A 21,695-nucleotide genomic window follows, 5' to 3' on the forward strand; every position below is an offset into this window, starting at 1 on the left:
GTGACGGCGGTGCGACGCGATTTATCGGCTGTCGTTGTCGCCAGCCGGTGCGTGACCCGACAGCCGAAGTTGACGCGGCGTAACGCCGTAGTACCGCTTGATCTGCGTCGTCAGATAGCTCTGGCTGCCGAACCCGCAATCGAGCGCAATCGACAGGATGCTCGCCGACGTATGGCACAGCAGCCAGCGTGCACGTTCCAGGCGGCGTTCAATCACGTACTGCATCGGTGTACGTGAGAATCGCTCTTTGAACGCCGCGATTGTCGCGTGCTCGCTCAGGCCGGTGTATCGGGCGATGTCGGCAAGGCCGATCGCTTTGCCCAGCGATGCGTCGATCCAGCGATTGATGGACGTTTCATAGAGAATGTCCGGACGCTCGCGGATGTTTTGACTGACGTCCTGAGCGTTAGGGTTTCGACGGTACGTTGCGCTCGGTGGCTCTCCGAATCGCCGGTGGTACAGGCGAACGAAGCGCAACGACGGCGCAAAGCCATATGCACGCAGCACGCCGACAAAACCGGTGCCGATATCGACGGCCAGCGCACGATGAACGGCGCGAAGACGTGCGTCGACGATGAGGTCCCTCGAGTGTTTTCCGGTCAGGCGCCGGATGCCGTTTTCCAGCGTGTTCGTTGCACATCCCAGCGCATAGGCGACCGTGCTGAGCGTTGCCCAGCGCGTCGGGTCGGCTTCGATCATCTCGACCGCGGTACGCGCGAGGTGCTCGGGCGCGTGACGATCGCTCAGGACGATGTCGCTGTAGTTGCTCTTGTGGCCGGTCACGACGAGCTTGAGCATATGCTCGTACAACGAGCGTATCGCGATATCAGGGGATGGCGACATCAGCATCATTCGACGCAGGCAATCCGCGGACGCGTTCCATTGCGTGGCGAGATCTTTGGCCAGCGGCGACAGGTCGAACTGGATGAGGTCGTCGAGCGGATGGCCGAGCCAGCGTCCGACAAACTCGTTGACCTCGGTGACATCGAGGATCACGGCAATGTGGTGCAGGCCCTCGGGTCGTGACAGGCACGTTGCGTCACTCGCGGACGAAACAGGCATCACATCGCCGATTGCGCATTGCGCGACCGAATTCCCGCTCGAGTAAGTCGATCCGCCATTGATGCACGACGAGAAGAGATAGTTGGGGCGGGGGCCGTGCGACTGAAAATGAAACGGTATTTCGAAATTGCCATCGTAAACCGCGATTCCGTTCCATTGCTGGCCACTGACGGTGACGTCCCGATTGCTGGCATGACAGGCACGAAAGCGGTTCTCCGTATAGGTCGCCACGAGAAAGTCGGAAACCTCATCCGGATCATTACTGTGAAAGCGATGCGTTTGGATGGGCGATTCACTCATCATAATGGCCAGTTCGAATATATCTGCTTGATTGAATATTATTGGGGGTCAATCAATGCGGGAGCAATACGGTTTCCGGCCAGCATCGTAGGGAAAAGCCAGTCGCTCGATAAGCTGCCGTGCTGTATACGGGGTATACGACCGGTTACGCCGACTATGTGCATGGAACCTGCACGTAGTGAAACAAGGTGGCCGTGCGGAAATAGAAAAATGAAGACCTGAGCACCTTACACCCGAGCGCTTATTTTTTAGAGAAATTCCATCGATATTCCGGAATAAATAATCTTACATAGTCAATACAATCGTGTGACCGATGCAGTTTATGTCGGATACGTTTCCCTCGGTAAATCCTGAATTATTCGATTGCGAATCGTGCGGCGTTACGCGGCGCAACTGGGTGAAACCAGTCCTTGCGTCCGCGTGACAGAGGGACATGCCTGTCGATAAATACGGGCGCGCGTGCGTGACACCGGCTGAAGAATACAACCGATGAAAATTCTCTATACCAACTTTCATGGCGGAAATGGTGGCGGGCACGACACCTATATTTATCACCTTGCGGCTGGTCTGGGCCGTCGGTATCGCGTCGCGGTCGCATCGCCGGCCGGCAGTCGCCTGTCGCGCATGGTCGATACGCTACCGGGCGTGCGCGTCGTCGACATGCAGTTCAAGCCGTGTTGGCGCACATTTCTCCCCGAGTTGGTGCGGCTGCGGCGCCTGATCGAGCAATCTGCGTTCGACGTCATCCATGTCAACGGCTCGGCCGACCACCGGCAGGTCATGCTCGCACTCGTGGGCTGCCGCACGCGGCCATCGGTTGTTTTTACGAAACACAACACCTATGCAGCCGGCAGCATCGGCAATTTTTTGCGGGCGAGATTCGCGACGGACACGACGATCGCCGTCAGTGACTACGTCCGGCTGATGCTGGAGCGGCAGTCGCCCTACGGGGATATCACGGTAATCAAGCATGGCGTGCAGCTGCCGCCGGATACAGGCGGGCAGGCCGAGATCCGGCGTCGGCGAATCGGGTATTTCGGCGAAGCCGGTGCGGATGCCATCGTGCTCGGCAGCGTCGCCGGCACCGGGCCGCACAAGGGGTGGAGCGATCTGGTCAGCGCGCTTGCGCAATTGCCTGAGGCGTTGCGGGCGAAGTTTCGCGTGCTGCTTGCAGGCGACTGGCCGTCGCAGGAGCAGCGCGAATTCGTCGAGCATTGCGGCGCGGCCGCGAACGTGGCGTTCGTCGGTCCGACGGATCGGACGCGTGACATCCTCGCGACCTGCGACGCGTCGTTCGTGCTGTCGTATCACGAAAGCCTGTCGTTTGCGTGCCGCGAAGCGATGTCGATGGGTCGTGCCGTGATCGTGACCGATGTCGGCGGCCTGCCGGAGAACGTCGACGACCGGATCGACGGCTGGATCGTTCCGCCGCGCTCGCCCGAAGCGATCGCCGCCGTCCTGCGCGAGATTGCCGAACATCCCGAACGTGTTCCCGAGATGGGGCGCGCCGCGCGCGCAAGGAGCGAACGCGAGTTCAGTTTCGCGCGGTTCATCGACGAAACGAGTTCGGTTTACCGCGCGTCGATCCGCGGGACGGCGGTGTCTGCATGACCGATGCTCCGACGCAACCGCCGGTCACGCCGCCGGAGCGGCCGCAGGCAGAACGCGCCGTGTGCGGCCCGATCCTGATGTATCACCAGATTCGCCCGTTGCCGCCGCATTCAGACGTATTGCGCGGCCTGAGCGTCGATCCGCGCGCGTTTCGGCGCCAGATGCGTGCGCTGAAGGCGCTGGGCTATCGCGGCATGTCGGTCACCGACCTGCAGTGGCGGCTACCGCAGGCGCGGCGTGAGAAGTTGTTTGCCATCACGTTCGACGACGGTTTTCGCAACGTGTTCGAGCATGCGCTGCCCGTGCTCGATGAGCTCGGCTTTACTGCGACCTGCTACTTCGTGTCGGGCAGGCTGGGTGGCAGCAATGATTGGGATCGCCGGCTCGCGACGGCCGAGAGCGCGTTGATGGATCTCGGTGCGCTGCGCGAATGGCGCGCGCACGGGCACGAGGTCGGCGCGCATACCGTCGATCATGTTGCGCTGTCCGACGTGCCTTCACCGGCTGCGTGGCGGCAGATCGCGCATTCGAAGGCGCAACTCGAGGATGCGGCCGGATGCCCGATCATGTCGTTTTGCTATCCGTATGGCGCGCTCGACGCGAACGTACGGCGGCTTGTCATCGAAGCCGGCTTCCGGAACGCGACCACAACCGTGCGCGGACGTGCTGACGCGCGTACCGATCCGTTTCTGCTACCGCGTATTGCCGTGCCGGGCGGGCGCGGCGTCGCGCGCTTTCTCGGGAGGTTCTTCCGGTGATGCGCGACAGATCCGCTGCAAACGCAGGACGGCTTTGCCGTGCCGGCCCGCTGCATGCAGGGCGCGGCACACCGTCCGGATTCGACGCGGATCGGGTCGCGCGGCCGATGGTGCGCGTGCTGCTGTTCGTCGCGCTGGGAATCGCGTATCTGGCGCCGGGCATCATTGGCCACGACCCGTGGAAACAGGACGAGACCTACACGTTCGGGATCATTCGGCACATGCTCGATTCCGGCGACTGGATTGTGCCGACCAACACCGGCACGCCGTTTCTCGAGAAGCCGCCGCTGTACGACTGGGTCGCGGTCGCGTTCGCGCGCCTGTTCGGCGCAATCTTGCCGTTGCATGACGCCGCGCGGCTTGCGAGCGCATTTTTCGCGGTGCTGGCGTTCGGTTTCACCGCGCGTGCGGCGCGCGTGGCAACCGGCTCGACGCGCTGGTTCGAGCCGCGCGTGCTTGGTCCCGTCGCGCTGTGCGCCGGGACGCTCGTGGTGCTCAAACACACGCACGACATGATGACAGACGTCGCGCTGATGGCCGGTGCGGCGATCGGTTTCTGCGGTCTGCTTGAACTTGTCGGCGGGTTCGTGCACGGCGGCCATGCCGATTACCGGGCGGCCGCGCGGCTGGGAGCCGGCATCGGGATTGCGTTCATGTCGAAGGGCCTGTTCGTGCCGATCGTGTTCGGCGCGACCCTCGGTGTCGCGCTCGTGCTTTATCCGGCGTGTCGCACGCGTGCCTGCGCGCGTGCGCTCGCGACGGCTGCGCTCGTCTGCGCACCGTTCGTGTTGATCTGGCCGACGGCGCTCTACCTGCGTTCGGAAACGCTGTTCGCCGTCTGGTTTTGGGACAACAACGTCGGCCGTTTCTTCGGCTTCTCGGTGCCAATGCTCGGCGCCGAGAACGACAAGCTGCTGTTCATCTGGCGCGCGTTGCTGACGGTCGGGTTTCCGGTTGGTCCGCTCGCGGTCGTGGCGATCGCCGGCGGTGTGTTGCGCGGCTGGCGCAATCCGTCGATCGCGCTGCCGGTCGCATTCGCCGCGATCGGGCTGATCGTGCTCCACTTCGCCGCGACGTCGCGGCAACTCTACATCCTGCCGTTCATCGGGCCGCTGTCGCTCATCGCCGCGCGCAGCGTCGAGCGCATGCCGGCTCGCCTGCATGCCGCGTGGGATTACGCGAGTCGCGGCCTGTTCGGTGCATGTGCGGTGCTGGTGTGGTGCGTCTGGTTCGCAATGACGCGCGACACGCTGCCGCGCGACATCGTTGGGTGGTTGGGGGGCTGGCTGCCGCTTGACTGGACGATTCCTTTGCAACCCGCGGCGATCTGCGGGGCGTTCGCGCTGAGCGTCGGCTGGCTCGCTGCGTTGCCGTTGCTGCGCGGCGCGGGCCCGTGGCGCGGCACGTTGTCGTGGGCCAGCGGCGTGGTGCTCACCTGGGGCCTTGTCTGCACGCTGTTGCTGCCCTGGCTCGACGTAGCGAAAAGTTATCGGTCGGTGTTCGACGACCTGAAGGTCCAGCTTGCGCGCGAGTGGCACGCGGGCGATTGCATCGCGAGCCCGGGGCTCGGCGAGTCCGAGGTGCCGATGCTCGATTACTTCGCCGGACTCCGCTACATACCGGTGGACGAGCCGCGTGCGCGCGCGTGCCGCTGGCTGATCGTACAAGGCGTGCGCGGTGCGGTGCCGGATCCTGGGGCGTCATGGGCGCCGTTCTGGCAAGGCGCGCGTCGTGGCGATACGCACGAGGCGCTCGTCGTTTATCGCTCGGTGAACGGTGAGTGGCCGCGTGCCGGATCGAATGTGCCGGAGCGCAGATGACGACGCGTAGCGGACGCCGCGGTTGTTGGCTCGCCGTACTGGTGATCGGCGCGTTGATGTTGCTCGTCGCGGAACTGATTGGAATCGTTGCTTCGCTCGTCGGTTAGGCGTGGGTGTCGAGGCGTGATGCGAAGGGCGGGGGTGAGTACATTTCAGGAGAAAACAATGGGAAAGCGCTGGTGCATGACGTGGAGGCGGATCGGATGGCTGCTTGTGGGGTTCGCGCTGTCCGGATTGATGAGCGCTTGCGGATCGGGAGACGAATCGATAACGGCGACGGCCGAGCGCACGGTGCTCGTTTATCTTGTCGGCGCGAATTTGACATCGAGCCTTCAAGACGATCTTGACGCGATGGCCAAGGCCACGGCCGGTACGAACGTGAATATCCTGGTTACAACCGGCGGCGGAGACCGGATGCAGGAGGACGTCGACTGGACTCGAACTCAACGTTGGCAGCTCTCGCAGGGGCGGCGAACCTGGCTGGCCGACCTCGGACAGCAGGACATGGCGGCATCGGCCACGCTGAGCGATTTTCTCGAATGGGGTATCCGGCAGTATCCGGCGAAGCGGGTCGCAGTCATTCTGGGCGATCACGGGGGAGGGCCGAATGGCGGCTTTGGCTATCGAACGACGACGAAGGCCGAGGACGATGCGCAGGAGCGCCCGCATTTGTCGTTGCGGGACATGACCCAGGCGTTTCAGCGCGCGACCGCGGCCACGGGAAAGCGCTTCGATCTGGTCGGGTTCGACGCATGCCTGATGGCCAGTGTCGAGGTTGCCGCCGCATTTCGCCCGTATGCGGACTATCTGGTCGCATCCGAGGATCTTGAATTCGGCGGGTGGGATTACGCCAGCGTATTTGGCGGTCTCGCCGCGCAGCCGGATATGAATGCCCGAGACCTGGGAACGCTGATCGTCAACAGCTACGCCGACTTGCGCGCGGAAGGCAATCCGGATCTCACGATTTCGCTTGTCGACCTGGGGGCGCTGGACAGTGTCATCGGCGTGGCTGACGCACTGGGCCGCGGTCTCTATGCGAACGGAACCAGCGTGGAGGACATCGCACGTGCGCGCGTCAATGCGCGGTCGTTCGATACCGACTGGACGACAGTCAACGATATGGTCGATCTGGTGCAGTTTTCAAGGGCGCTCGAGCTTGCGGCGCTGCCGAAGCCGACGGTCGCGAGCAGTGAGGTCGAAAAAGCATTGAGCCAGGCCGTCGTCGTCAAGCGGGCGGGAAGCAACCGGTCGCTGGCGAAAGGATTGACGATTTTCATGCCGGCAGGCGCTGCGTACAACGCCACCGTCATGCAGACGTACGACAGCCTGGATTTCAGTACGTCTTACCAGAGTTTTGTTGGCGAGTACGGCGCGGCATTGCGGGCCGCGCTCGATGTACTCGTTCAGATCTCGCCGCCAGCCGCGACCGGCGATGATGTTCAGGCTTTCGCGTATTCCCCGAAGCTCTGGCAGGAAGAGGTGCCGATGGCTGCGCTTGGAGACAACCTCGGGCAAATCGTGGCATTTCGTCCTATCGGACCGGCGTCACCTGCCGGGGATACGAATCTGGGCGGCGATTTCCGCAAGCTCTCGACCAAATTGTCGGAGCCATGGTATGCGCTCAATGGTTGCATCGTGTCGGTGATTCCGGGCGTAACTGGCGATACCGAAACATCGTTCGTGATTCCGGTATCGTACCGCGACGAGGGCTCCACCGCGGATGTCACAGGCTTCCTGCTGGCGTCGGGAGGGCCGGGTGGTGACATGACTCTGGAGGGCTTCGTGCCGTCACTTGGCACGGCAGTCGGTCATGTGACGTCGATCGGCCCGAAGTGGACATTGACGCCGCAGCTTTGGTCTGCTGCCCAGTCGATGTGGTACCCACCCCCCCCGGAGACTGTCGTGTGCAAGGCGGTCGCGGCGCAGGACGGAAGCTGGAAAATCGGAAGGATCGAGAAGCCCAAGTCGTATCGATTCCGGTTCGCCGTGGCAGACCTGGCGAATCGCTTGCGTCTGTCTCCCGAGATGGAACCTGTTCCCCCCGGAGAGGAGCAGGTTCCTTGAACCGCCCGGGGCGCGCTCCAGCTCATGAAGTTCGATCTTGCCGATTCGCTCGAAGTACTCGACCTGATCGGCAGCGCGTTCACCGCACCGCCAGACGACCTGCCGGGCTTGCCGCAGTCGCCGGCAAGCCGTTTGGTGCGGCGCTGGAAGCGGCAGCGTCGGCCTGTCGGGGTGTTGCGGACGTCGTTTGGGGATTCCTCGCGTGCGAGCAGCAACGCGGTGAAGCAGCAGAATGTGCCGGTATCCTGATCGATGCGCGACCGGCCCGATGCGTGGCGTACTTGAAGCAGGCCACGGGGACCGGATCGCGCGCGATCCGCGCCGCACCCGTCACGCGCGGGCCAGCCGGCGCGCCGCCAGCAGCGCGAGCACGAGCAGTACCGCGACGAACGCGGCGACGCCCGTCCACGCGCCGTGTTGCCAGAACGTGCCGCCGAGCGACCCGAGCACGCTCGACCCGAGATAGTACGCAAGCAGGTACAGCGACGCGGCGTGCCCTTTCGCGGACCCCGCAAGGTGCCCGACCCAGCCGCTCGCGACCGAATGGGCAATGAAGAAGCCGATCGTGACGAGCACGATGCCGACGACGATCGCCGCGAGCGAATGCGACAGCGTCAGCGCGAGGCCCGCCGCGAACACGAGCACGCCGCTGACGAGCACCGGTGCGCGTCCGAGACGGTCGGCGAGCGCGCCTGCGCTCGACGACGAAACCATCCCGAACAGGTAGGCGCCGAAGATCAGCCCGCACGCGGTCGCGCTCAGGTTGAACGGGGCCGCGGTGAGCCGGAACCCCGCATAGTTGTAGATCGTCACGAACGCACCCATCACCAGGAAGCCGATCGCGAAAACGAACGGGAGCCGGTCGTGACGCAGTTGCGCGCCCCACAGCCGGACGTGATGGCGCAGCGTCAGGTCGGCGCGCTTCACGAAGCGCCGCGACGGCGGCAGCAGCATCACGAACGCGGCCGCCGCGACGAGATCGACGACACCGATCGTCAGCATCGCCGTGCGCCACGAGAAGTGCTCTTCCAGCATGCTCATGCCGATCCGTCCGACCATGCCGCCGAACGCGGTCCCGCCGACATAGAGCCCCATCGAGAAACCGAGCCCTTCCGACGCGATTTCCTCGGCGAGATACGCCATCGCCACTGCCGGGACGCCGCCCAGCGCGAAACCTTCCAGTGCGCGCCAGACCAGCAGCAGGTTCCAGTCGGGCGACAGCGCGGCGAGCACGTTGAACAGTGCGGCGAGCGTCATCGACGCGAACATCAGCCCGCGCCGCCCGACGCGTTCGGACAGTGCGCCGGCGCACAGGATGGAGACCGCCAGCATCCCGGTCGATAGCGACAGCGAGAGCGAACTCGACGCCGCGCCGAGCCCGAACTCGCGTGCGAACGCGGGAAGCAGCGGCTGGACGCAGTACAGCAGCGAGAACGTGGAAAAGCCGGCGAGGAAGAGCGCCAGCGCGATGCGCTTGTATGCGGCCGAGCGCGGGGAAACGCCGGCGGGCAGCGCATCGGGCGTGGCCTGTTGCGTGCCGGGCAGGGAGCGGGAAAGCGAAGGGGAGGGCATGACTGCACTCGATGTGCGAAGGGATGCCTGAATTCTTGCGCACCGTCATCGATATGTCCAATATATGAAAACAACCGCAGCGATATGTTTAACCGCTGGCTAGTAAGCCGACCCGGCGCACCGTGAGGTCACGTACGAATGGAACTCCGACATCTCCGCTATTTTCTGGCCGTGGCGGCCGCATCGAATTTCACGAAGGCCGCCGAAGCGCTCGGCATCGGGCAACCGCCGTTGAGCCAGCAGATCAAGGCGCTCGAAAGCGAGCTCGAGGTGGAACTGTTCAAGCGGACCGCGCGCGGCGCCGAGCTGACGCTGGCGGGCGAGGTCTTCGCGCAGGAAGCGCGCCGCGTGCTCGACGCCGCCGAGCGTGCGGTGCGCGCGGCAAGGCGGGCCGCGCGCGGGGAGACCGGGCATCTGCGCGTGGGCTTCACCGGGACGGCGGCCTTCAATTCGAAAGTGTCGGATCTGATCCGGCGCTTTCGGGAAGCGTTCCCGGACGCCGAGCTGACGTTGCAGGAGGCCGCGTCGCGCGTGCTGCTGGAGGCGCTGGAGGCCGGGCACCTCGACGTCGCGATCGTGCGGCCGGAACGCCGTGCGGCCGCGACGTTGCGGGTCTTCGACTGGGACGACGAACCGATGTTCGTCGCGCTGCCCGTCGCGCACCGGCTGGCGCAGCGGCGGCGGATCGATCTGGTGGAACTGGTGGACGAGTCGTTCGTGCAGGTGCCGCGGGAGGCCGGCGGCGCGCTGTTCGACCATATCGTCGCCGCATGCAATGCCGCCGGGTTCGAGCCGCGCATGGCGCAGCCCGCGCCGCAAATGGCGTCCGCGGTGACGCTGGTGGCGGCCGGGCTCGGCGTGTCGGTCGTGCCGAAGGCGATTACGCAGGTGCAGGTTGCCGGAGTCGTCTATCGGCCGTTGGCGGGGGATGCGCTGCGTGCACGGCTCGCCATTGCGTCACGATGCGACGAGTCGTCGGCGGTGGTTCGGAATTTTCTGTTGCTGGCGGGGGAGGATGAGGCGAAGGGCGTGCGGTAGAAACAAAAAAACCGCGAAGCCATGTGCTGTCGCGGTTTTTGTAAATGCGTGAAATGCGGTGAACCGCATCTGGTGCCGACGGCGAGACTCGAACTCGCACAGCTTTCGCCACTACCCCCTCAAGATAGCGTGTCTACCAATTTCACCACGTCGGCACTGCACTGCAAGGGGCGCAATTGTAGCGTCACATTTCGCGTTTGTGAAGAGGGTGTGACACGATCGGCGGATGCGTGAAGGCGATCCCGGTAGAATTCGGGCGATCGACCCGATGATCGCCGCAACCGCAACCCGTTTTCTCCGCGTGACACACACTCTCGAACAACTGCAGGCCGGGCAACTCGCCGGCGCACGGCAACTCAAGCTCGCATGCGGGCTGACTGAGTTTCCGCGTGAAATTCTCGATCTCGCCGACACCCTCGAAGTGCTCGACCTGACCGGCAATGCGCTTACCTCGCTGCCGGACGACCTGCCGCGCCTGCATCGCCTGCGTATCCTGTTCGCATCCGGCAACCATTTCACCGCATTCCCCGACGTGCTCGGCGCCTGCGCGCAACTCGACATGATCGGCTTCAAGGCGAACCGGATTCAAACGGTGCCCCGTGGATCGCTGCCGCGCGCGCTGCGCTGGCTGATCCTGACCGACAACGCAATCGACGAATTGCCCGCCGACATCGGCGAATGCTCGCGGCTGCAGAAGCTGATGCTCGCGGGCAACCGGTTGCGCGCGCTGCCGGCGGAAATGGCCGCTTGCCGCGCGCTCGAATTGGTGCGCCTGTCGGCGAATCGTCTGGACGCACTGCCGGACTGGCTGCTGCGCTTGCCGCGGCTCGCGTGGCTCGCCGCTGCCGGCAATCCGTTCGGCGCGGCACCGGAAGCCGCGGCGTCGGCGGAACCGGGCGTCGCGGATGTCGATTGGGCAGCGCTCGCGTGCGAGCAGAAACTCGGTGAAGGCGCCTCGGGCGTGATTTACCGCGCGCAATGGACGGCGGAAAGCCGTGCGCCGCGCGCGGTCGCGGTCAAGCTGTTCAAGGGCGCGGTGACGAGCGACGGCCTGCCCGATTGCGAAATGGCCGCGTGCCTGCACGCCGGCCGCCACCCGAACATGATCCCGGTGATCGGCAAGGTGCGCGGGCACCCGGACGGCACGCACGGCCTCGTGATGGAGCTGGTCGATCCCGCGCTGACGAACCTCGCGGGGCCGCCGAGCTTCGCGACCTGCACGCGCGACGTGTATGCCGACGGCACGAGATTCGAGCCTGCCGCGGCGCTGCGGATCGCACACGGCATCGCATCGGTCGCGGGCCATCTGCACGAACGCGGCATCATGCACGGCGACCTGTATGCGCACAACATCCTGCACGACGACGCCGGTGGCGCGTTGCTCGGCGATTTCGGTGCGGCATCGCTCTACGACGTGAACGACCGCATGCGCGGCGCACGGTTCGAACGGCTCGAAGTGCGCGCGTTCGGTTACCTGCTCGGCGAGTTGCTCGATCGATGCGAGCCGCGAGCGTGGGCCGGCAGGCACGCGCTCGACGCACTGGCGGCAGCCTGTTTGAACGAGGCGGTCGACGCGCGGCCGTCGTTCGTGGAGATCACCGCCGCGCTGGCTGCGCTGGTTGCGCAAACACGCTGACGGGATTGCGCGGCAGGATCGATATCGAGATGCGTGCGCTTACGCCTGCCGCGCAGTCAGCAGCTTGATCCCGAGCCCGACGAACAGCAGCCCGCTGGCGCGCTTGAGCGCACGCACCGCGCGGCTCATGCCGAAGCCGCGATGGAATCGGCGCACGCCGGCCGAATAGACGCTGTGAACGACCACGACGGTGCACGCGATCGTCGCGTACATCACGACGAACTGCAGCGCGAGCGGGCGGTCGTGCACGATGAACTGCGGCATGAACGCGGACAGGAAGATCATCGTCTTCGGATTGCTGCCCGACACGAACAGCGCCTCGCGAAACAGCTTCCTGCGGTCGGGCACGGCGACGTCCGCCGCGCCGGTCGACGCGGCGGCCTTGCGCTCGCCGCGCAGTTGCCTGACACCCAGGAACATCAGGTACGCGGCACCGACCACCTTCATCGCGACGAACAGCGGCGGCATCGCGGCCAGCACTGCGCCGACGCCGAGCGCGACGAGCACCACGACCACGCCTTGCGCCGTGAGGTTGCCCGCGATCGTCGCGGCCGTGCCGTGCGTGCCGTAGCGCACCGTGTTGCGGATGACGAGCAGCACGTTGGGCCCCGGCGACAGCGTCGTGGCGAGATAGGCTGCGGCAAACAGCATCCAGGTCTGAATGGACATGCGGCGCTCCGAGAGGCGGTTCCGGCGTGCGGGATGACACGATGATGCCACGCCAATAAATGGCGCAGGGGTGCGCCGGAATCGTCGCGTCAGCGTGCGTCGCGCATGCAGTACGCGGGGATCGACGGCGGCGTATCGATCGCGGCGGGCCGCGTCATCCACGCGATCCACCCGGCCCATATCCCGCAGACGATCAGCACGGCGACGTTCAGCGGCGTCCGGTAGCGGACGATCAGGTCGGCCAGCGGCTGGCGGTTCTTCATGTTCGTCTCCTTCGTTCGTTGCGGACGCAACGTTACTGGCCGGCGTACGACGGCGCTCTGGCGTCGCAGGTCACGGACACCGTCGAACCGTCCGCGAAATGCAGCCGGAACGGCACCTTGGCGCCGGGCACGACGGCCTGGCGCGGGTCCTCGAGCATGACGTGATAGCTCTTCGGCTTGAACGTCACCGAACCGTGCGCGGGCACCTGGACCGATTCGACATGAACCATCTTCGCGGTGCTGCCGTTCGTCTGCGTTTCATGCAGCATCGCCATCCCGTAGGCGGGCGTGTCGAGGCCCGTCAGCGTGACGGGCGCGTCGCCGTCGTTCTTCAGCGTGAAGTAGCCGGACGACGGCACCGTCGCCGGCATTGAACGGATCCAGCAGTTTTCTGCCTGTACGGCCGGCGCGGCGAACGTGGCGGGGGCTTGCAGCGCCAGCAGTGCGAACAGCAGGCCGGTCGGAATCGAGCGTTTCATGGTTGGTTATCCTGATGGGTGGATGCAGCGGGGATCGGCGGCGACGCGACCGGCGCGGAACGCCGATGCGCGTCGCGGACATCATTTCAGCGTGAACGTGTAGTGGCCTTGCGTGCGATGGCCGTCGCTGGCCACCGCGATCCACGCGACCGTGTACGTGCCGGCGCTCAGGCTGGCCAGCGCGACGTGCATGCGTTTCCGGTTGTCGGCGTCGACGGACGATTTCCCGTCGACGACCGATTGCCCGTGGCTGTCGGTGACGGCGATCGAGCTGAAAGCGGGCTCGAGCGCTTCGCTGAATCCGATCGACACCGCGTGCGGCGCGGTTGAAAGCGTGGCGTCGGCGGCCGGTTCCTGCGTCTTCGGGAGCGCGTGGGCCTGGGCGGCCTGGATGACGACGAAGCCGAGGGCGGCGAGTGCGCCGCGAATGAAAGTAGCGGTTTTCATGGTTGAGTGTGCGAGTGGCGAATCGGATGGAGCAACACGGATTCGACGGACGGGTGCACGCACACCGTCGCAGCTGCGCCGATGGCGGCCGATGTCAGTGCGAACGTGCGCGGCCGGACGTTCGCCCGCAGGCGAAAGTCGGCGCGACAGAACGGACCGGGAGCAGCCAGCCGCACGCACGGCACGACGCTGCGCGCAATACGGTGAGACATGATCGTCCTTCGAAACGTGACACGTCGCGCACGCCGGCGGCGTGCGCGAGCCACGCGATGCGCTACGGCATCACGGGCGTTGACGACGAATCAGGACGCGAACGGAGGGGCGCGCGGTTGCGCGGCCGTGAGCGGCAGCGCGCGGCGCAGGCTTTCGAAGCGGGTCGCTTCGCGGTGCTGAATGACGTGCACGTTGGCCGCGAACGTCAGTTCGGGCGCGGGCAGTGCGGGCGTATGGGCAAGCAGGCTGCAATAGCCGCATGCCTGGAGGTGAGCCTGCAGGCTCTTGCGCGACGAATCGGCGGCGCGCTCGCCGGTGGCCAGCGCTGCCGTGCAGTAGCCGGCCAGCAGCGTATCGACGCGCTGCTGCGTCGTCAGTGCCTGCGAGATCGTCGGCGCGAGCGCCGTCATCAGGATGGCGAGCATCCCGATCAGACTGCCGATCTTCCGGAGGCGACGACTCAGCATGCGATGCGCGGCGGTGTATGGGCGACGATGGAGCGGATTATGCCACGCACGTCGATTCGCATGTCGACACGGCGGTGCGGCGTTGCGGCGCGCTATGCGTGCTTTGCCAGATATTTCGTGACCAGCGTCATCTGCGCGGCCCAGCCCTGATCGTTCATCTCGCGTGCCTTCGCGCGGCGCGTTTCGATCAACTGATCGAAGCCCGTTTCGGTGACCGTGAGCAGCGTGCCGCCGGCCTGTGCCGCGAGCGCGAACGTGACGAGCGTCATCGGCTCGGAGGCGTAATCGATATTCGGGGCGATCGCGAACGGATGCCAGCGAAACGAGAACAGTTGCTTCGGCTCGACGCGGTCGACGACGATTTCGAACACCATACCCGCATAGGGCTCCTGCGTCTTGGCGACATCGTCGTCGACGCGGGTCGGCGTGATGCGGCCGAACAGCGGCTGGCCGGCCGTGAACGGTCCGTCGAACGTTACGCCGAACCACTGGCCGAATTCGCCGGAATTGCTGACGGCTTCCCACACGCGGTCGGGCGATGCGTTGAGCAGGGCCTGTTTTTCGATGCGATCGGTTTGCTGGGTCATGACGTTCTCCACACGGGATCAACCTTTGCGGGACGGCACGCGCGACCGCGTGCCGCGTCTAGTCGAGCATGACCGCGTCGGGCACGTCGAGCACGAGGTCCGACGTCGCGACGGCCACGCATGGCAGCGTATAGCCGTCGGCCTTTTCCTCGCGGCTCAGCCCCGGCCATTCGATCGTGTAGCGTACGCTGCCGCTGACGATCCGGCAAAGGCAGCTTCGGCACGTGCCGTTGCGGCACGAGCGCGGCAGCGACACGCGCGCGAACGCGGCGGCTTCGAGCAGCGTGAGCGAATCGGGCGCATCGAAGGTCGTGCCGAGCGGCTCGATGCGCACGAGGGGAAGGTGTTCCGGATGGGTCATGGCGGAGGCGGGCGGCGGTTCGGCGGCAACGCGTCAAGCATACCCGAACGTGCTGGCGGCCGGCGTCGGCCGGCCGCTGGCGTCAATGCCGGCGCAGGTGCCGGTACACGGTATTGCGGGCGAGGCCAAGTTCGCGCGCGGCCGCCGACACGTTGCCGCCATGCCGCGCAAGCACGGCGTCGATTACCGCGGCCTGATGGCTTTGCAGCGTCGTACCTTCACGCGTGCCGGCCGATTCGGCCGGCGCTGCGGTGGACGGCGCCGCCGGTGCGTCGTCGCAGTCGAGCCAGAAATCGTCGGGCAAATGGGTGAGCGTGATTTCGGCTTCGTCTTCGGCCAGCATGCCGGCCGTGCGCAACACGTTGGTCATCTGGCGCAGGTTGCCGGGCCAACGGTGGCGCGTGAACGCGTCGAGCACGTCGGCCGCGATGCAGCGCGGCATCGGTTCGCTGCGCGCGAGCCGCGCGAGAATCCGCTCGACGAGCGCGGGCAGGTCGGTGCGTGCGGCAAGCGCCGGCAGCGTGACCGCGAGCCCGTTGATCCGGTAGAACAGGTCTTCGCGGAACGTGCCTTCCGCGATCATCGCGCGCAGGTCGCGATGGGTCGCGCAGACCACCCGCACGTCGACCGGCACCGCGCGCGCGCCGCCGAGCGGCATCACCGCGCGTTCCTGCAGCACGCGCATCAGCCGGACCTGCTGCGCGAGCGGCATGTCGCCGATTTCGTCGAGAAACAGCGTGCCGCCATCGGCCTGCACGATCTTGCCGGGGCTGCCGCGTTTGCGCGCGCCGGTGAACGCACCGTCCTCATAGCCGAACAGTTCGGCCTCGATCAGCGAATCGGGCAGCGCCGCGCAGTTGACTGCCACGAACGGACCGTCCGCGCGCGGCGATGCCTGGTGCAGTGCGCGGGCGAGCCATTCCTTGCCGGTGCCGGTCTGGCCGAGGATCAACAGCGGCAGGTCGCGCCCGCGGATCTTCGCGACGCGTTCGAGCACGGCGGCCATGCGTGCGTCGCCCGTGTCGAGCGTCGCGAACGTGATCGCGTCCGGTTCCGGGTCCGGCGTGCGTGCGCGTGCGGCGGGCGCGGGCGGCGTGACGGCGACGGTGGTCTTGTGCGCTTCCGCGAATTCGCAGCGTGCCAGCACGCGTACGCCGGTCGACAGCGTGAGGCGGAACATCGCGCCGGGTGCGCGTGCCGCCTGCTGCGCGAGCTGGCCGAAGCGCATGCCGAACAGCGCGCCGCTGGCCTGATGCTGCAGTGCGTCGAACGACGCGCCGAGCTGGAATTGTGCGCTGCGGTTCGCAGCGATCAATCCGCCGTCGGGGCCGAATGCGACGAGCCCGGCGAACAGCGAATCGACGCATTCCTCGTGCGCATGAAAGCGCAGCCGCAAGGCTTCCGCGCACTGGTTCGCGAACAGGTGGTTTTCGATCAGTTGCGCGGACATCCGCACGAGCGCGAGCGTGTGCGGGCTCGAGCCGCGTGGATCGCCGCTGACGTCGAGCGTGCCGAGCGTGCGGCCGAACGGGTCGAAGATCGGCGCGCACGAGCAGGTGAGGATGTGGTTGGCGCGCAGGAAGTGTTCGGCGCCGTGCACTGCGACGGCCTGGCCCGATGCGAGCGCGGTGCCGATCGCGTTGGTGCCGCGCGCGCCTTCCGCCCACGAGACGCCCGTACACAGTGCAACGCGGTTGGCTTTCTCGATGAAGTCCGCGTCGCCGATGCTGTGCAGGATGACGCCGGCGGCGTCGGTCAGCAGCACGAGGCTTTGCGTGTCGGCGATTTGCGCGTGGAGGTTCTCCATCACCGGGCGCGCGTGCGAGAACAGTGCGTGATTCGTGTCGAGCAGTTCGCGCAGCGCGATGCGCGACAGCGGCGAGAAATCGGGGCGTTCGTGCGCGCGCAGGCCGACCGCGGTCGAACGCGCATGCGCCTGCGCGAGCAGGTCGGTGCGACCCGCGGTGGCGGGCAGCACGAAGGGTTGCGGCATGACTTGTCTCCTGTCGACAGCAGTTAGCGCTTCAGCGCTTACTGCTGTCCCATGCTTCGCGGTCGACCCGAGTTGGCGCTTTAGCGCTTACCCAGGTCCCATGCTTCGCGGTCGACCCGAGTCAGCGCTCCATCGCTCACCCAGGCCCCATGCTCCTCGAATCTGGCCGATCCGGCGCACGCGCACTCGCCGAAATCCTCTACCGATTCCGGCCTCCGCGTGCGGCGCACCATCGATGTGCGAACGCCGGCCATCCGGGTACGCATCATCATACAAGCGCCGCGTGCGATGCGCGACCGCGAACAAAATCCCCTTGCTTTTAAATGCCCGCCTGCAATGATGGAAATGGAGCACGCACGCGCCGTGTTCCGCATTGCAACATGCATGCGACGCGACATGCATCCGTTCGGGAGACGCATCATGGTTCGGACGGAACTGAGAGTCGTGCTGGCGGCCATCGCCACCTTCATCATGCTGGGCGGCATTGCCGTGGCGATCCACGGGCTGCTGTTCGATCTGACCGATGCGGTGCGATACGGGGCGGCCGCGATTGCGGTGGGCGCCACGACGGCTGCGATTGCGCTCAACGTCTGGCCGACCGATCCGCACTGACGCCGGTTTGCGAAACGGTGCCGGATGCCGCGCTGATCAGATGAAATGCGCGTCGGAACGACGCACGCCGGAATATTTGTCTCCTGCGCGAAACCGTCTAAAGTGGAAGTCAACCGGCATGCATTGTTCGCGCCATCACCCGCCGGCGAGCCCGCGTACATCATCGTCCGGCCGGTAGCGGACGACGGACGCGGTCATTCGTTTTCTACCGGTCGAGGCGGCTCCTATGCAAATCCATTTCACGAACGATAAGCCCGAGTATTCGGGGCGCGACCTGATGCTTGCGTTCACGGCGTTGGTGAATGGCGAGCGCGTCCAATGTCAGATCACCGCCGAGGCGCTGGAAGATCACTTCGGCGCGGCTTCGCCGCGCTTCGAGGACATGGTCGGCGCATTCGACCAGCACCGCGACCGTATCGAGGCGGCCGCACGGCGCCTGCTGTCGGAGACGCGCGCGCAATGCGTGACGTTGCGCAGCGGCTATGTGCGTTTCTACGAGGCCAACTGGCGCTGACGACACGACGCTCGTCTTGCTGCGCGCGTCGCTGAACGCCGCGCCCGCGAAGACGTTGCCTTTCATGCGATGCCGTTCGGCGGGGCCGGGCGGCATTTTCGTATGCGGGCCGTACCGGCACGCTCGCTCGCCGGAATGAGCGGCCGCACGGATTCATCAGGATCGCAGAGGAAATTCCGTGAAAACGAAAACGCCACCCGAAGGTGGCGTGTTTTCATCGTGCATCGCGCCGAAGCGCAACCGTCACTCGCTGCCGAGATAGAAGAAGCGGAACAGGAACACGGCGGCGATGATCCACACGATCGGCTTGACCGAGCGGGCCTGGCCCGTCAGCAGCTTGAGGCCGCCGTAAGCGATGAAACCGAACGCGACGCCGTTCGCGATCGAGTACGTGAACGGCATCAGCAGCGCGGTCAGCGCGGCCGGCACGGCTTCCGTTGCATCGTCCCACGGCACCTCGACCATCTCGCGCAGCATCAGGCACGACACGTACAGCAGTGCCGGCGCCGTCGCATACGCCGGCACGACGCCGGCGAGCGGCGCGATGAACAGGCACGCGAGGAACAGCACCGCGACGGTGATGGCCGTCACGCCCGTGCGGCCGCCGGCCTGCACGCCCGATGCGCTTTCGATATACGCGGTGGTCGACGACGTGCCGAGCACCGAGCCCGCGACGATCGCCGTGCTGTCGGCGAGCAGCGCCTTGTTCAGGCGGTTCATCTTGCCTTCGACGAGCAGGCCCGCGCGGTTCGCGACGCCCATCAGCGTGCCCGTCGCGTCGAACAGCTCGACGAGGAAGAACACGAGGATCACGTTGATGATGCCGGTCGACAGCGCGGCGCGGATGTCGAGCTTGAACAGCGTCGCGTCGATCGACGGCGGCGCGGAGAACACGCCGTGGAACTGGTTGTCGCCGAAGAAGAACGACAGGACCGTGACGCCGATGATCCCGATCAGGATCGCGCCGCGCACGCGCAGGTGGTCGAGCGTGACGATCGTGAAGAAGCCGATGATCGCGAGGATCGTGTCGTGCTTGTGGAGATCGCCGAGCGTGACGAGCGTGGCCGGGTTGCCGACGATCACGCCCGACGTCTTCAGCGAGATGATGCCGAGGAACAGGCCGATACCGGCCGTGATCGAGATCCGCAGCGATTTCGGAATGCCGTTGACGATCGCCTCGCGCACGCGGAACAGCGTGACGAGCAGGAACAGGCAGCCCGAGATGAATACGGCGCCGAGCGCGGCCTGCCACGTGAAGCCCATCCCCTTGACCACCGTGTACGCGAAATACGCGTTCAGGCCCATGCCGGGCGCGCACGCGATCGGGTAGTTCGCGTACAGCCCCATGATGATGGACGCCAGCGCCGCGACGAGGCAGGTCGCGACGAACACGGATTCCTTCGGCATGCCGGCGTCGCCGAGGATCGCGGGGTTGACGAAGATGATGTAGGCCATCGTCAGGAACGTGGTGACGCCCGCGAGTATTTCGGTGCGGAAGTCGGTGCCGGCTTCAGCGAAGCCGAAATACCGCTTGATGGATTCCATGAAGGCGTTTCTCCGGTCGGGTTGTCGTGTTGCTTGTTGTGCCGAATTGTTGTAAAGGCAGCGCGCGGCCGGCTTACTGTAACCAGCCACTATTGCCCGGCTATCGGCGGATTGTAATAGCGCGGATAGCTCGGACGATATAGTTGGAGGGCACGATCGAAAGATCGATCGGCTGCCTGCGCGCGAACGGTCTGGCAGCCCGGCCGCGCGGTGAAGGCGCGCATTTTACCGGTTCGGGCGGAACGAACCGGAAGAAATGGCGGAACCGGGAGCAGAAACGGAAGCAGGGCAAGCGAGCGAGGCCGGCCGATGCATGCGCAACAGCGTGCAAAGCGGGCCTGCAAAGCGACACGCGCGGTGTATCGCGCGCGGCGGGTGCGGGATGACATCCGACTGAAACGGAGCGCCCGCATGCTGCACGAACGCGGGGCAGGCAGCGCGTGCGCGGCCGGTGCGGATGCCCGGCAGCGGCGTGCAGCGGCCATTCGTCAGTCCAGGCGGGTGCAGATATCGGGCTATCGTGCGCCGAAGCCGTCCCGCCCGCAACTGTCATTTCGCGATGCGGGGGCGACTGTGGTTTCTGTGTAAAAGATTGCAAGACCCCATCGCATAAACCGGCAAGTCTTTCTAGGATAGATACACCGCGCATGCACACGCCGGCCGGTAATTGCCGACGCGGGGGAGTCGCAGTCCGTGCAGGCCGGGCGGTGAAGTGCGGTCAAGGCCGTTGCGCGTTCGGGCAGGCACGGCCGATTGCGATTGCCCGATGCGGGTTCGTCCGTAATCACGGAGGTCAGCATGTTGAACTGGATCAGCCGTTGGGCGATGCGACACGCCCCCACGCCGGAAAAAACCGCTGCGTCGATGCTCGTGACGGCGCGCATGGAACTGTTCTCAGCCGAACAGCGCGTCATCGATGCGAAATTACAGGCGGATTACTGGCGCACACGTGTGTCATTCCTCGAAGAGGTGCAGAAGCAGGGCATCGATCCGTGGGTGACCTCGCAGGCTTCGCAACGACCCGAGCTCGATTCCACTCCCCGAAGCACGGGCCCGCGTCTCGCCGCCAGCACTTGATGCACCTGCTGCATCGCGGCGCGCGATCGCTCGCGGCACGCACCGGCGTGCCGCGTCATTCGATGCGCACCTGCGGCGCGTGACGCCGCGGGTGCGTCCGTTTCCGGTCGCGGCCGTGCCGCGTCTCGCGTGCCTGGACGGCGCGCCGTTCATCCGCTCCTTCTCCCTATCCCGAAGAGCAAACGTTGCACTTGCGCGAGCGTGCGCCTGAAGCGCTCGCCCCGACGCACGTACGCGGTCGTGAGCGTTGCTTCGGCCGACCGGTCGGCATCGGTGCCGAGCCAGATGCGCTCGCCGCGTGCGATGCGCAGCACGTCGCCGGGCTGCACCCAGCAATCGTCGACGCTCGGCGGGCGCGTAACCCACAGCGCCGCGCCATGCGTGCGCAGCTCTGCATCCTGCGGCGCGCGCCAGGTCAGCGTCGTGCGTGGCGCGACCGCGAAACGGATCACGACAGTCGGTAACGCGATCGTGCCGGCACAGCGCCGATCGGAACGGTCAAACAGCGGGCTTGCCTGGTCCATCGTCTTCTCCATTGAGTGAGCCGGATGGATGACGCGCACCAGAACAAAAAGGCCTCATCCGTTTCCGGTGAGGCCTTGTGTGA

General features: G+C 65.7%; 22 protein-coding genes and 1 tRNA gene. 10 read left to right on the forward strand and 13 right to left on the reverse strand.

Annotated elements, in window-relative coordinates:
- Window positions 1-21: 21 nt before the first annotated feature.
- Window positions 22-1,362 carry a helix-turn-helix transcriptional regulator gene (locus ACPTTF_RS20605; protein WP_243771766.1) on the reverse strand — a complete coding sequence of 447 codons (1,341 nt, stop codon included), beginning with the start codon at window positions 1,360-1,362 and terminating at the stop codon, window positions 22-24.
- A 489-nt stretch (window positions 1,363-1,851) separates the two neighbouring features.
- Between ACPTTF_RS20605 and ACPTTF_RS20610 the strand changes: the two genes are divergently transcribed.
- The 5 genes from ACPTTF_RS20610 (at window position 1,852) to ACPTTF_RS20630 (ending at window position 7,864) form a co-directional block, all read left to right on the forward strand.
- Window positions 1,852-2,973, forward strand: coding sequence for a glycosyltransferase family 4 protein (locus ACPTTF_RS20610; RefSeq protein WP_423367990.1), 1,122 nt, complete (start codon window positions 1,852-1,854; stop codon window positions 2,971-2,973).
- A complete protein-coding gene (locus tag ACPTTF_RS20615; RefSeq protein WP_423367991.1) occupies window positions 2,970-3,731 on the forward strand; it encodes a polysaccharide deacetylase family protein in 762 nt (253 codons plus the stop codon). Before ACPTTF_RS20610 ends, ACPTTF_RS20615 begins: the two co-directional genes overlap by 4 nt.
- A gap of 107 nt (window positions 3,732-3,838) precedes the next feature.
- A complete protein-coding gene (locus ACPTTF_RS20620) occupies window positions 3,839-5,551 on the forward strand; it encodes an ArnT family glycosyltransferase (protein ID WP_423369851.1) in 1,713 nt (570 codons plus the stop codon).
- A 165-nt stretch (window positions 5,552-5,716) separates the two neighbouring features.
- Window positions 5,717-7,615, forward strand: a complete 1,899-nt coding sequence (locus ACPTTF_RS20625) for a clostripain-related cysteine peptidase (RefSeq protein ID WP_423367992.1) — start codon at window positions 5,717-5,719, stop codon at window positions 7,613-7,615.
- Between the two features lie 24 nt (window positions 7,616-7,639).
- Entirely contained in the window at window positions 7,640-7,864 is a 225-nt protein-coding gene (locus ACPTTF_RS20630; RefSeq protein WP_423369930.1) for a hypothetical protein, read from the forward strand.
- 81 nt (window positions 7,865-7,945) lie between these two features.
- Here the strand turns inward: ACPTTF_RS20630 and ACPTTF_RS20635 are convergent, their stop codons facing one another.
- Window positions 7,946-9,187, reverse strand: coding sequence for an MFS transporter (locus tag ACPTTF_RS20635; RefSeq protein ID WP_423367993.1), 1,242 nt, complete (start codon window positions 9,185-9,187; stop codon window positions 7,946-7,948).
- A gap of 138 nt (window positions 9,188-9,325) precedes the next feature.
- Between ACPTTF_RS20635 and ACPTTF_RS20640 the strand changes: the two genes are divergently transcribed.
- Window positions 9,326-10,225 carry a LysR family transcriptional regulator gene (locus ACPTTF_RS20640; protein WP_423367994.1) on the forward strand — a complete coding sequence of 300 codons (900 nt, stop codon included), beginning with the start codon at window positions 9,326-9,328 and terminating at the stop codon, window positions 10,223-10,225.
- Window positions 10,226-10,295: 70 nt separating this feature from the next.
- Here the strand turns inward: ACPTTF_RS20640 and ACPTTF_RS20645 are convergent.
- A tRNA-Leu gene (locus tag ACPTTF_RS20645) sits at window positions 10,296-10,380 on the reverse strand.
- Between the two features lie 146 nt (window positions 10,381-10,526).
- Here ACPTTF_RS20645 and ACPTTF_RS20650 point away from each other — a divergent pair.
- Window positions 10,527-11,861, forward strand: a complete 1,335-nt coding sequence (locus tag ACPTTF_RS20650; protein ID WP_423367995.1) for a leucine-rich repeat-containing protein kinase family protein — start codon at window positions 10,527-10,529, stop codon at window positions 11,859-11,861.
- A gap of 39 nt (window positions 11,862-11,900) precedes the next feature.
- Here ACPTTF_RS20650 and ACPTTF_RS20655 read toward each other — a convergent pair whose 3' ends face one another.
- The 8 genes from ACPTTF_RS20655 to ACPTTF_RS20690 form a co-directional block, all read right to left on the reverse strand.
- Window positions 11,901-12,530: a LysE family translocator gene (locus ACPTTF_RS20655; RefSeq protein ID WP_166961729.1), complete on the reverse strand. Its 630-nt coding sequence runs from the start codon at window positions 12,528-12,530 to the stop codon at window positions 11,901-11,903.
- Between the two features lie 89 nt (window positions 12,531-12,619).
- A complete protein-coding gene (locus ACPTTF_RS20660) occupies window positions 12,620-12,793 on the reverse strand; it encodes a hypothetical protein (RefSeq protein WP_423367996.1) in 174 nt (57 codons plus the stop codon).
- Window positions 12,794-12,825: 32 nt separating this feature from the next.
- Window positions 12,826-13,272, reverse strand: a complete 447-nt coding sequence (locus ACPTTF_RS20665) for a copper chaperone PCu(A)C (protein ID WP_423367997.1) — start codon at window positions 13,270-13,272, stop codon at window positions 12,826-12,828.
- 81 nt (window positions 13,273-13,353) lie between these two features.
- Window positions 13,354-13,719 (reverse strand): copper homeostasis periplasmic binding protein CopC, encoded by a 366-nt coding sequence (gene copC / locus ACPTTF_RS20670; RefSeq protein ID WP_423367998.1) that lies wholly within the window; start codon window positions 13,717-13,719, stop codon window positions 13,354-13,356.
- Window positions 13,720-14,021: 302 nt separating this feature from the next.
- Complete coding sequence (locus ACPTTF_RS20675; RefSeq protein WP_423367999.1) at window positions 14,022-14,399, reverse strand: DUF2946 domain-containing protein; 378 nt, start codon at window positions 14,397-14,399, stop codon at window positions 14,022-14,024.
- Window positions 14,400-14,491: 92 nt separating this feature from the next.
- The gene (locus tag ACPTTF_RS20680; protein ID WP_423368000.1) at window positions 14,492-14,986 is read right to left on the reverse strand and encodes an SRPBCC family protein; all 495 of its coding nucleotides are present in this window, start codon (window positions 14,984-14,986) and stop codon (window positions 14,492-14,494) included.
- 58 nt (window positions 14,987-15,044) lie between these two features.
- The gene (locus ACPTTF_RS20685) at window positions 15,045-15,347 is read right to left on the reverse strand and encodes a 2Fe-2S iron-sulfur cluster-binding protein (protein ID WP_423368001.1); all 303 of its coding nucleotides are present in this window, start codon (window positions 15,345-15,347) and stop codon (window positions 15,045-15,047) included.
- Window positions 15,348-15,429: 82 nt separating this feature from the next.
- The gene (locus tag ACPTTF_RS20690) at window positions 15,430-17,340 is read right to left on the reverse strand and encodes a sigma-54-dependent Fis family transcriptional regulator (protein WP_423368002.1); all 1,911 of its coding nucleotides are present in this window, start codon (window positions 17,338-17,340) and stop codon (window positions 15,430-15,432) included.
- 336 nt (window positions 17,341-17,676) lie between these two features.
- Here ACPTTF_RS20690 and ACPTTF_RS20695 point away from each other — a divergent pair, with 336 nt between their 5' ends.
- Together ACPTTF_RS20695 and ACPTTF_RS20700 are read left to right on the forward strand one after the other, a co-directional pair.
- Window positions 17,677-17,952, forward strand: a complete 276-nt coding sequence (locus ACPTTF_RS20695) for a DUF2964 family protein (RefSeq protein ID WP_240674446.1) — start codon at window positions 17,677-17,679, stop codon at window positions 17,950-17,952.
- A gap of 226 nt (window positions 17,953-18,178) precedes the next feature.
- Entirely contained in the window at window positions 18,179-18,466 is a 288-nt protein-coding gene (locus ACPTTF_RS20700) for a DUF1488 domain-containing protein (RefSeq protein ID WP_166961748.1), read from the forward strand.
- A gap of 243 nt (window positions 18,467-18,709) precedes the next feature.
- On the opposite strand, the gene ACPTTF_RS20705 is transcribed toward ACPTTF_RS20700, so the two are convergent.
- On the reverse strand, window positions 18,710-20,011 hold the full coding sequence (locus ACPTTF_RS20705) for an NCS2 family permease (RefSeq protein WP_166961753.1): 1,302 nt from the start codon (window positions 20,009-20,011) through the stop codon (window positions 18,710-18,712).
- Between the two features lie 798 nt (window positions 20,012-20,809).
- Between ACPTTF_RS20705 and ACPTTF_RS20710 the strand changes: the two genes are divergently transcribed.
- Entirely contained in the window at window positions 20,810-21,088 is a 279-nt protein-coding gene (locus tag ACPTTF_RS20710; protein WP_129515545.1) for a hypothetical protein, read from the forward strand.
- Window positions 21,089-21,237: 149 nt separating this feature from the next.
- Here ACPTTF_RS20710 and ACPTTF_RS20715 read toward each other — a convergent pair whose 3' ends face one another.
- A complete protein-coding gene (locus tag ACPTTF_RS20715) occupies window positions 21,238-21,612 on the reverse strand; it encodes a DUF2917 domain-containing protein (RefSeq protein WP_166961756.1) in 375 nt (124 codons plus the stop codon).
- Between the last annotated feature and the right edge of the window lie 83 nt (window positions 21,613-21,695).

The sequence above is a fragment of the Burkholderia crassaminum genome, from assembly GCF_964265005.1.
Classification (GTDB): domain Bacteria; phylum Pseudomonadota; class Gammaproteobacteria; order Burkholderiales; family Burkholderiaceae; genus Burkholderia.

Coding starts and splice junctions, on each gene's coding strand:
- ACPTTF_RS20605 (WP_243771766.1), bottom strand. CDS start 1,362: ATGAGTGAATCGCCCATCCAAACGCATCGCTTTCACAGTAATGATCCG.
- ACPTTF_RS20610 (WP_423367990.1), top strand. CDS start 1,852: ATGAAAATTCTCTATACCAACTTTCATGGCGGAAATGGTGGCGGGCAC.
- ACPTTF_RS20615 (WP_423367991.1), top strand. CDS start 2,970: ATGACCGATGCTCCGACGCAACCGCCGGTCACGCCGCCGGAGCGGCCG.
- ACPTTF_RS20620 (WP_423369851.1), top strand. CDS start 3,839: ATGGTGCGCGTGCTGCTGTTCGTCGCGCTGGGAATCGCGTATCTGGCG.
- ACPTTF_RS20625 (WP_423367992.1), top strand. CDS start 5,717: ATGGGAAAGCGCTGGTGCATGACGTGGAGGCGGATCGGATGGCTGCTT.
- ACPTTF_RS20630 (WP_423369930.1), top strand. CDS start 7,640: ATGAAGTTCGATCTTGCCGATTCGCTCGAAGTACTCGACCTGATCGGC.
- ACPTTF_RS20635 (WP_423367993.1), bottom strand. CDS start 9,187: ATGCCCTCCCCTTCGCTTTCCCGCTCCCTGCCCGGCACGCAACAGGCC.
- ACPTTF_RS20640 (WP_423367994.1), top strand. CDS start 9,326: ATGGAACTCCGACATCTCCGCTATTTTCTGGCCGTGGCGGCCGCATCG.
- ACPTTF_RS20655 (WP_166961729.1), bottom strand. CDS start 12,530: ATGTCCATTCAGACCTGGATGCTGTTTGCCGCAGCCTATCTCGCCACG.
- ACPTTF_RS20660 (WP_423367996.1), bottom strand. CDS start 12,793: ATGAAGAACCGCCAGCCGCTGGCCGACCTGATCGTCCGCTACCGGACG.
- ACPTTF_RS20665 (WP_423367997.1), bottom strand. CDS start 13,272: ATGAAACGCTCGATTCCGACCGGCCTGCTGTTCGCACTGCTGGCGCTG.
- copC (WP_423367998.1), bottom strand. CDS start 13,719: ATGAAAACCGCTACTTTCATTCGCGGCGCACTCGCCGCCCTCGGCTTC.
- ACPTTF_RS20675 (WP_423367999.1), bottom strand. CDS start 14,399: ATGCTGAGTCGTCGCCTCCGGAAGATCGGCAGTCTGATCGGGATGCTC.
- ACPTTF_RS20680 (WP_423368000.1), bottom strand. CDS start 14,986: ATGACCCAGCAAACCGATCGCATCGAAAAACAGGCCCTGCTCAACGCA.
- ACPTTF_RS20685 (WP_423368001.1), bottom strand. CDS start 15,347: ATGACCCATCCGGAACACCTTCCCCTCGTGCGCATCGAGCCGCTCGGC.
- ACPTTF_RS20690 (WP_423368002.1), bottom strand. CDS start 17,340: ATGCCGCAACCCTTCGTGCTGCCCGCCACCGCGGGTCGCACCGACCTG.
- ACPTTF_RS20695 (WP_240674446.1), top strand. CDS start 17,677: ATGATGGAAATGGAGCACGCACGCGCCGTGTTCCGCATTGCAACATGC.
- ACPTTF_RS20700 (WP_166961748.1), top strand. CDS start 18,179: ATGCAAATCCATTTCACGAACGATAAGCCCGAGTATTCGGGGCGCGAC.
- ACPTTF_RS20705 (WP_166961753.1), bottom strand. CDS start 20,011: ATGGAATCCATCAAGCGGTATTTCGGCTTCGCTGAAGCCGGCACCGAC.
- ACPTTF_RS20710 (WP_129515545.1), top strand. CDS start 20,810: ATGTTGAACTGGATCAGCCGTTGGGCGATGCGACACGCCCCCACGCCG.
- ACPTTF_RS20715 (WP_166961756.1), bottom strand. CDS start 21,612: ATGGACCAGGCAAGCCCGCTGTTTGACCGTTCCGATCGGCGCTGTGCC.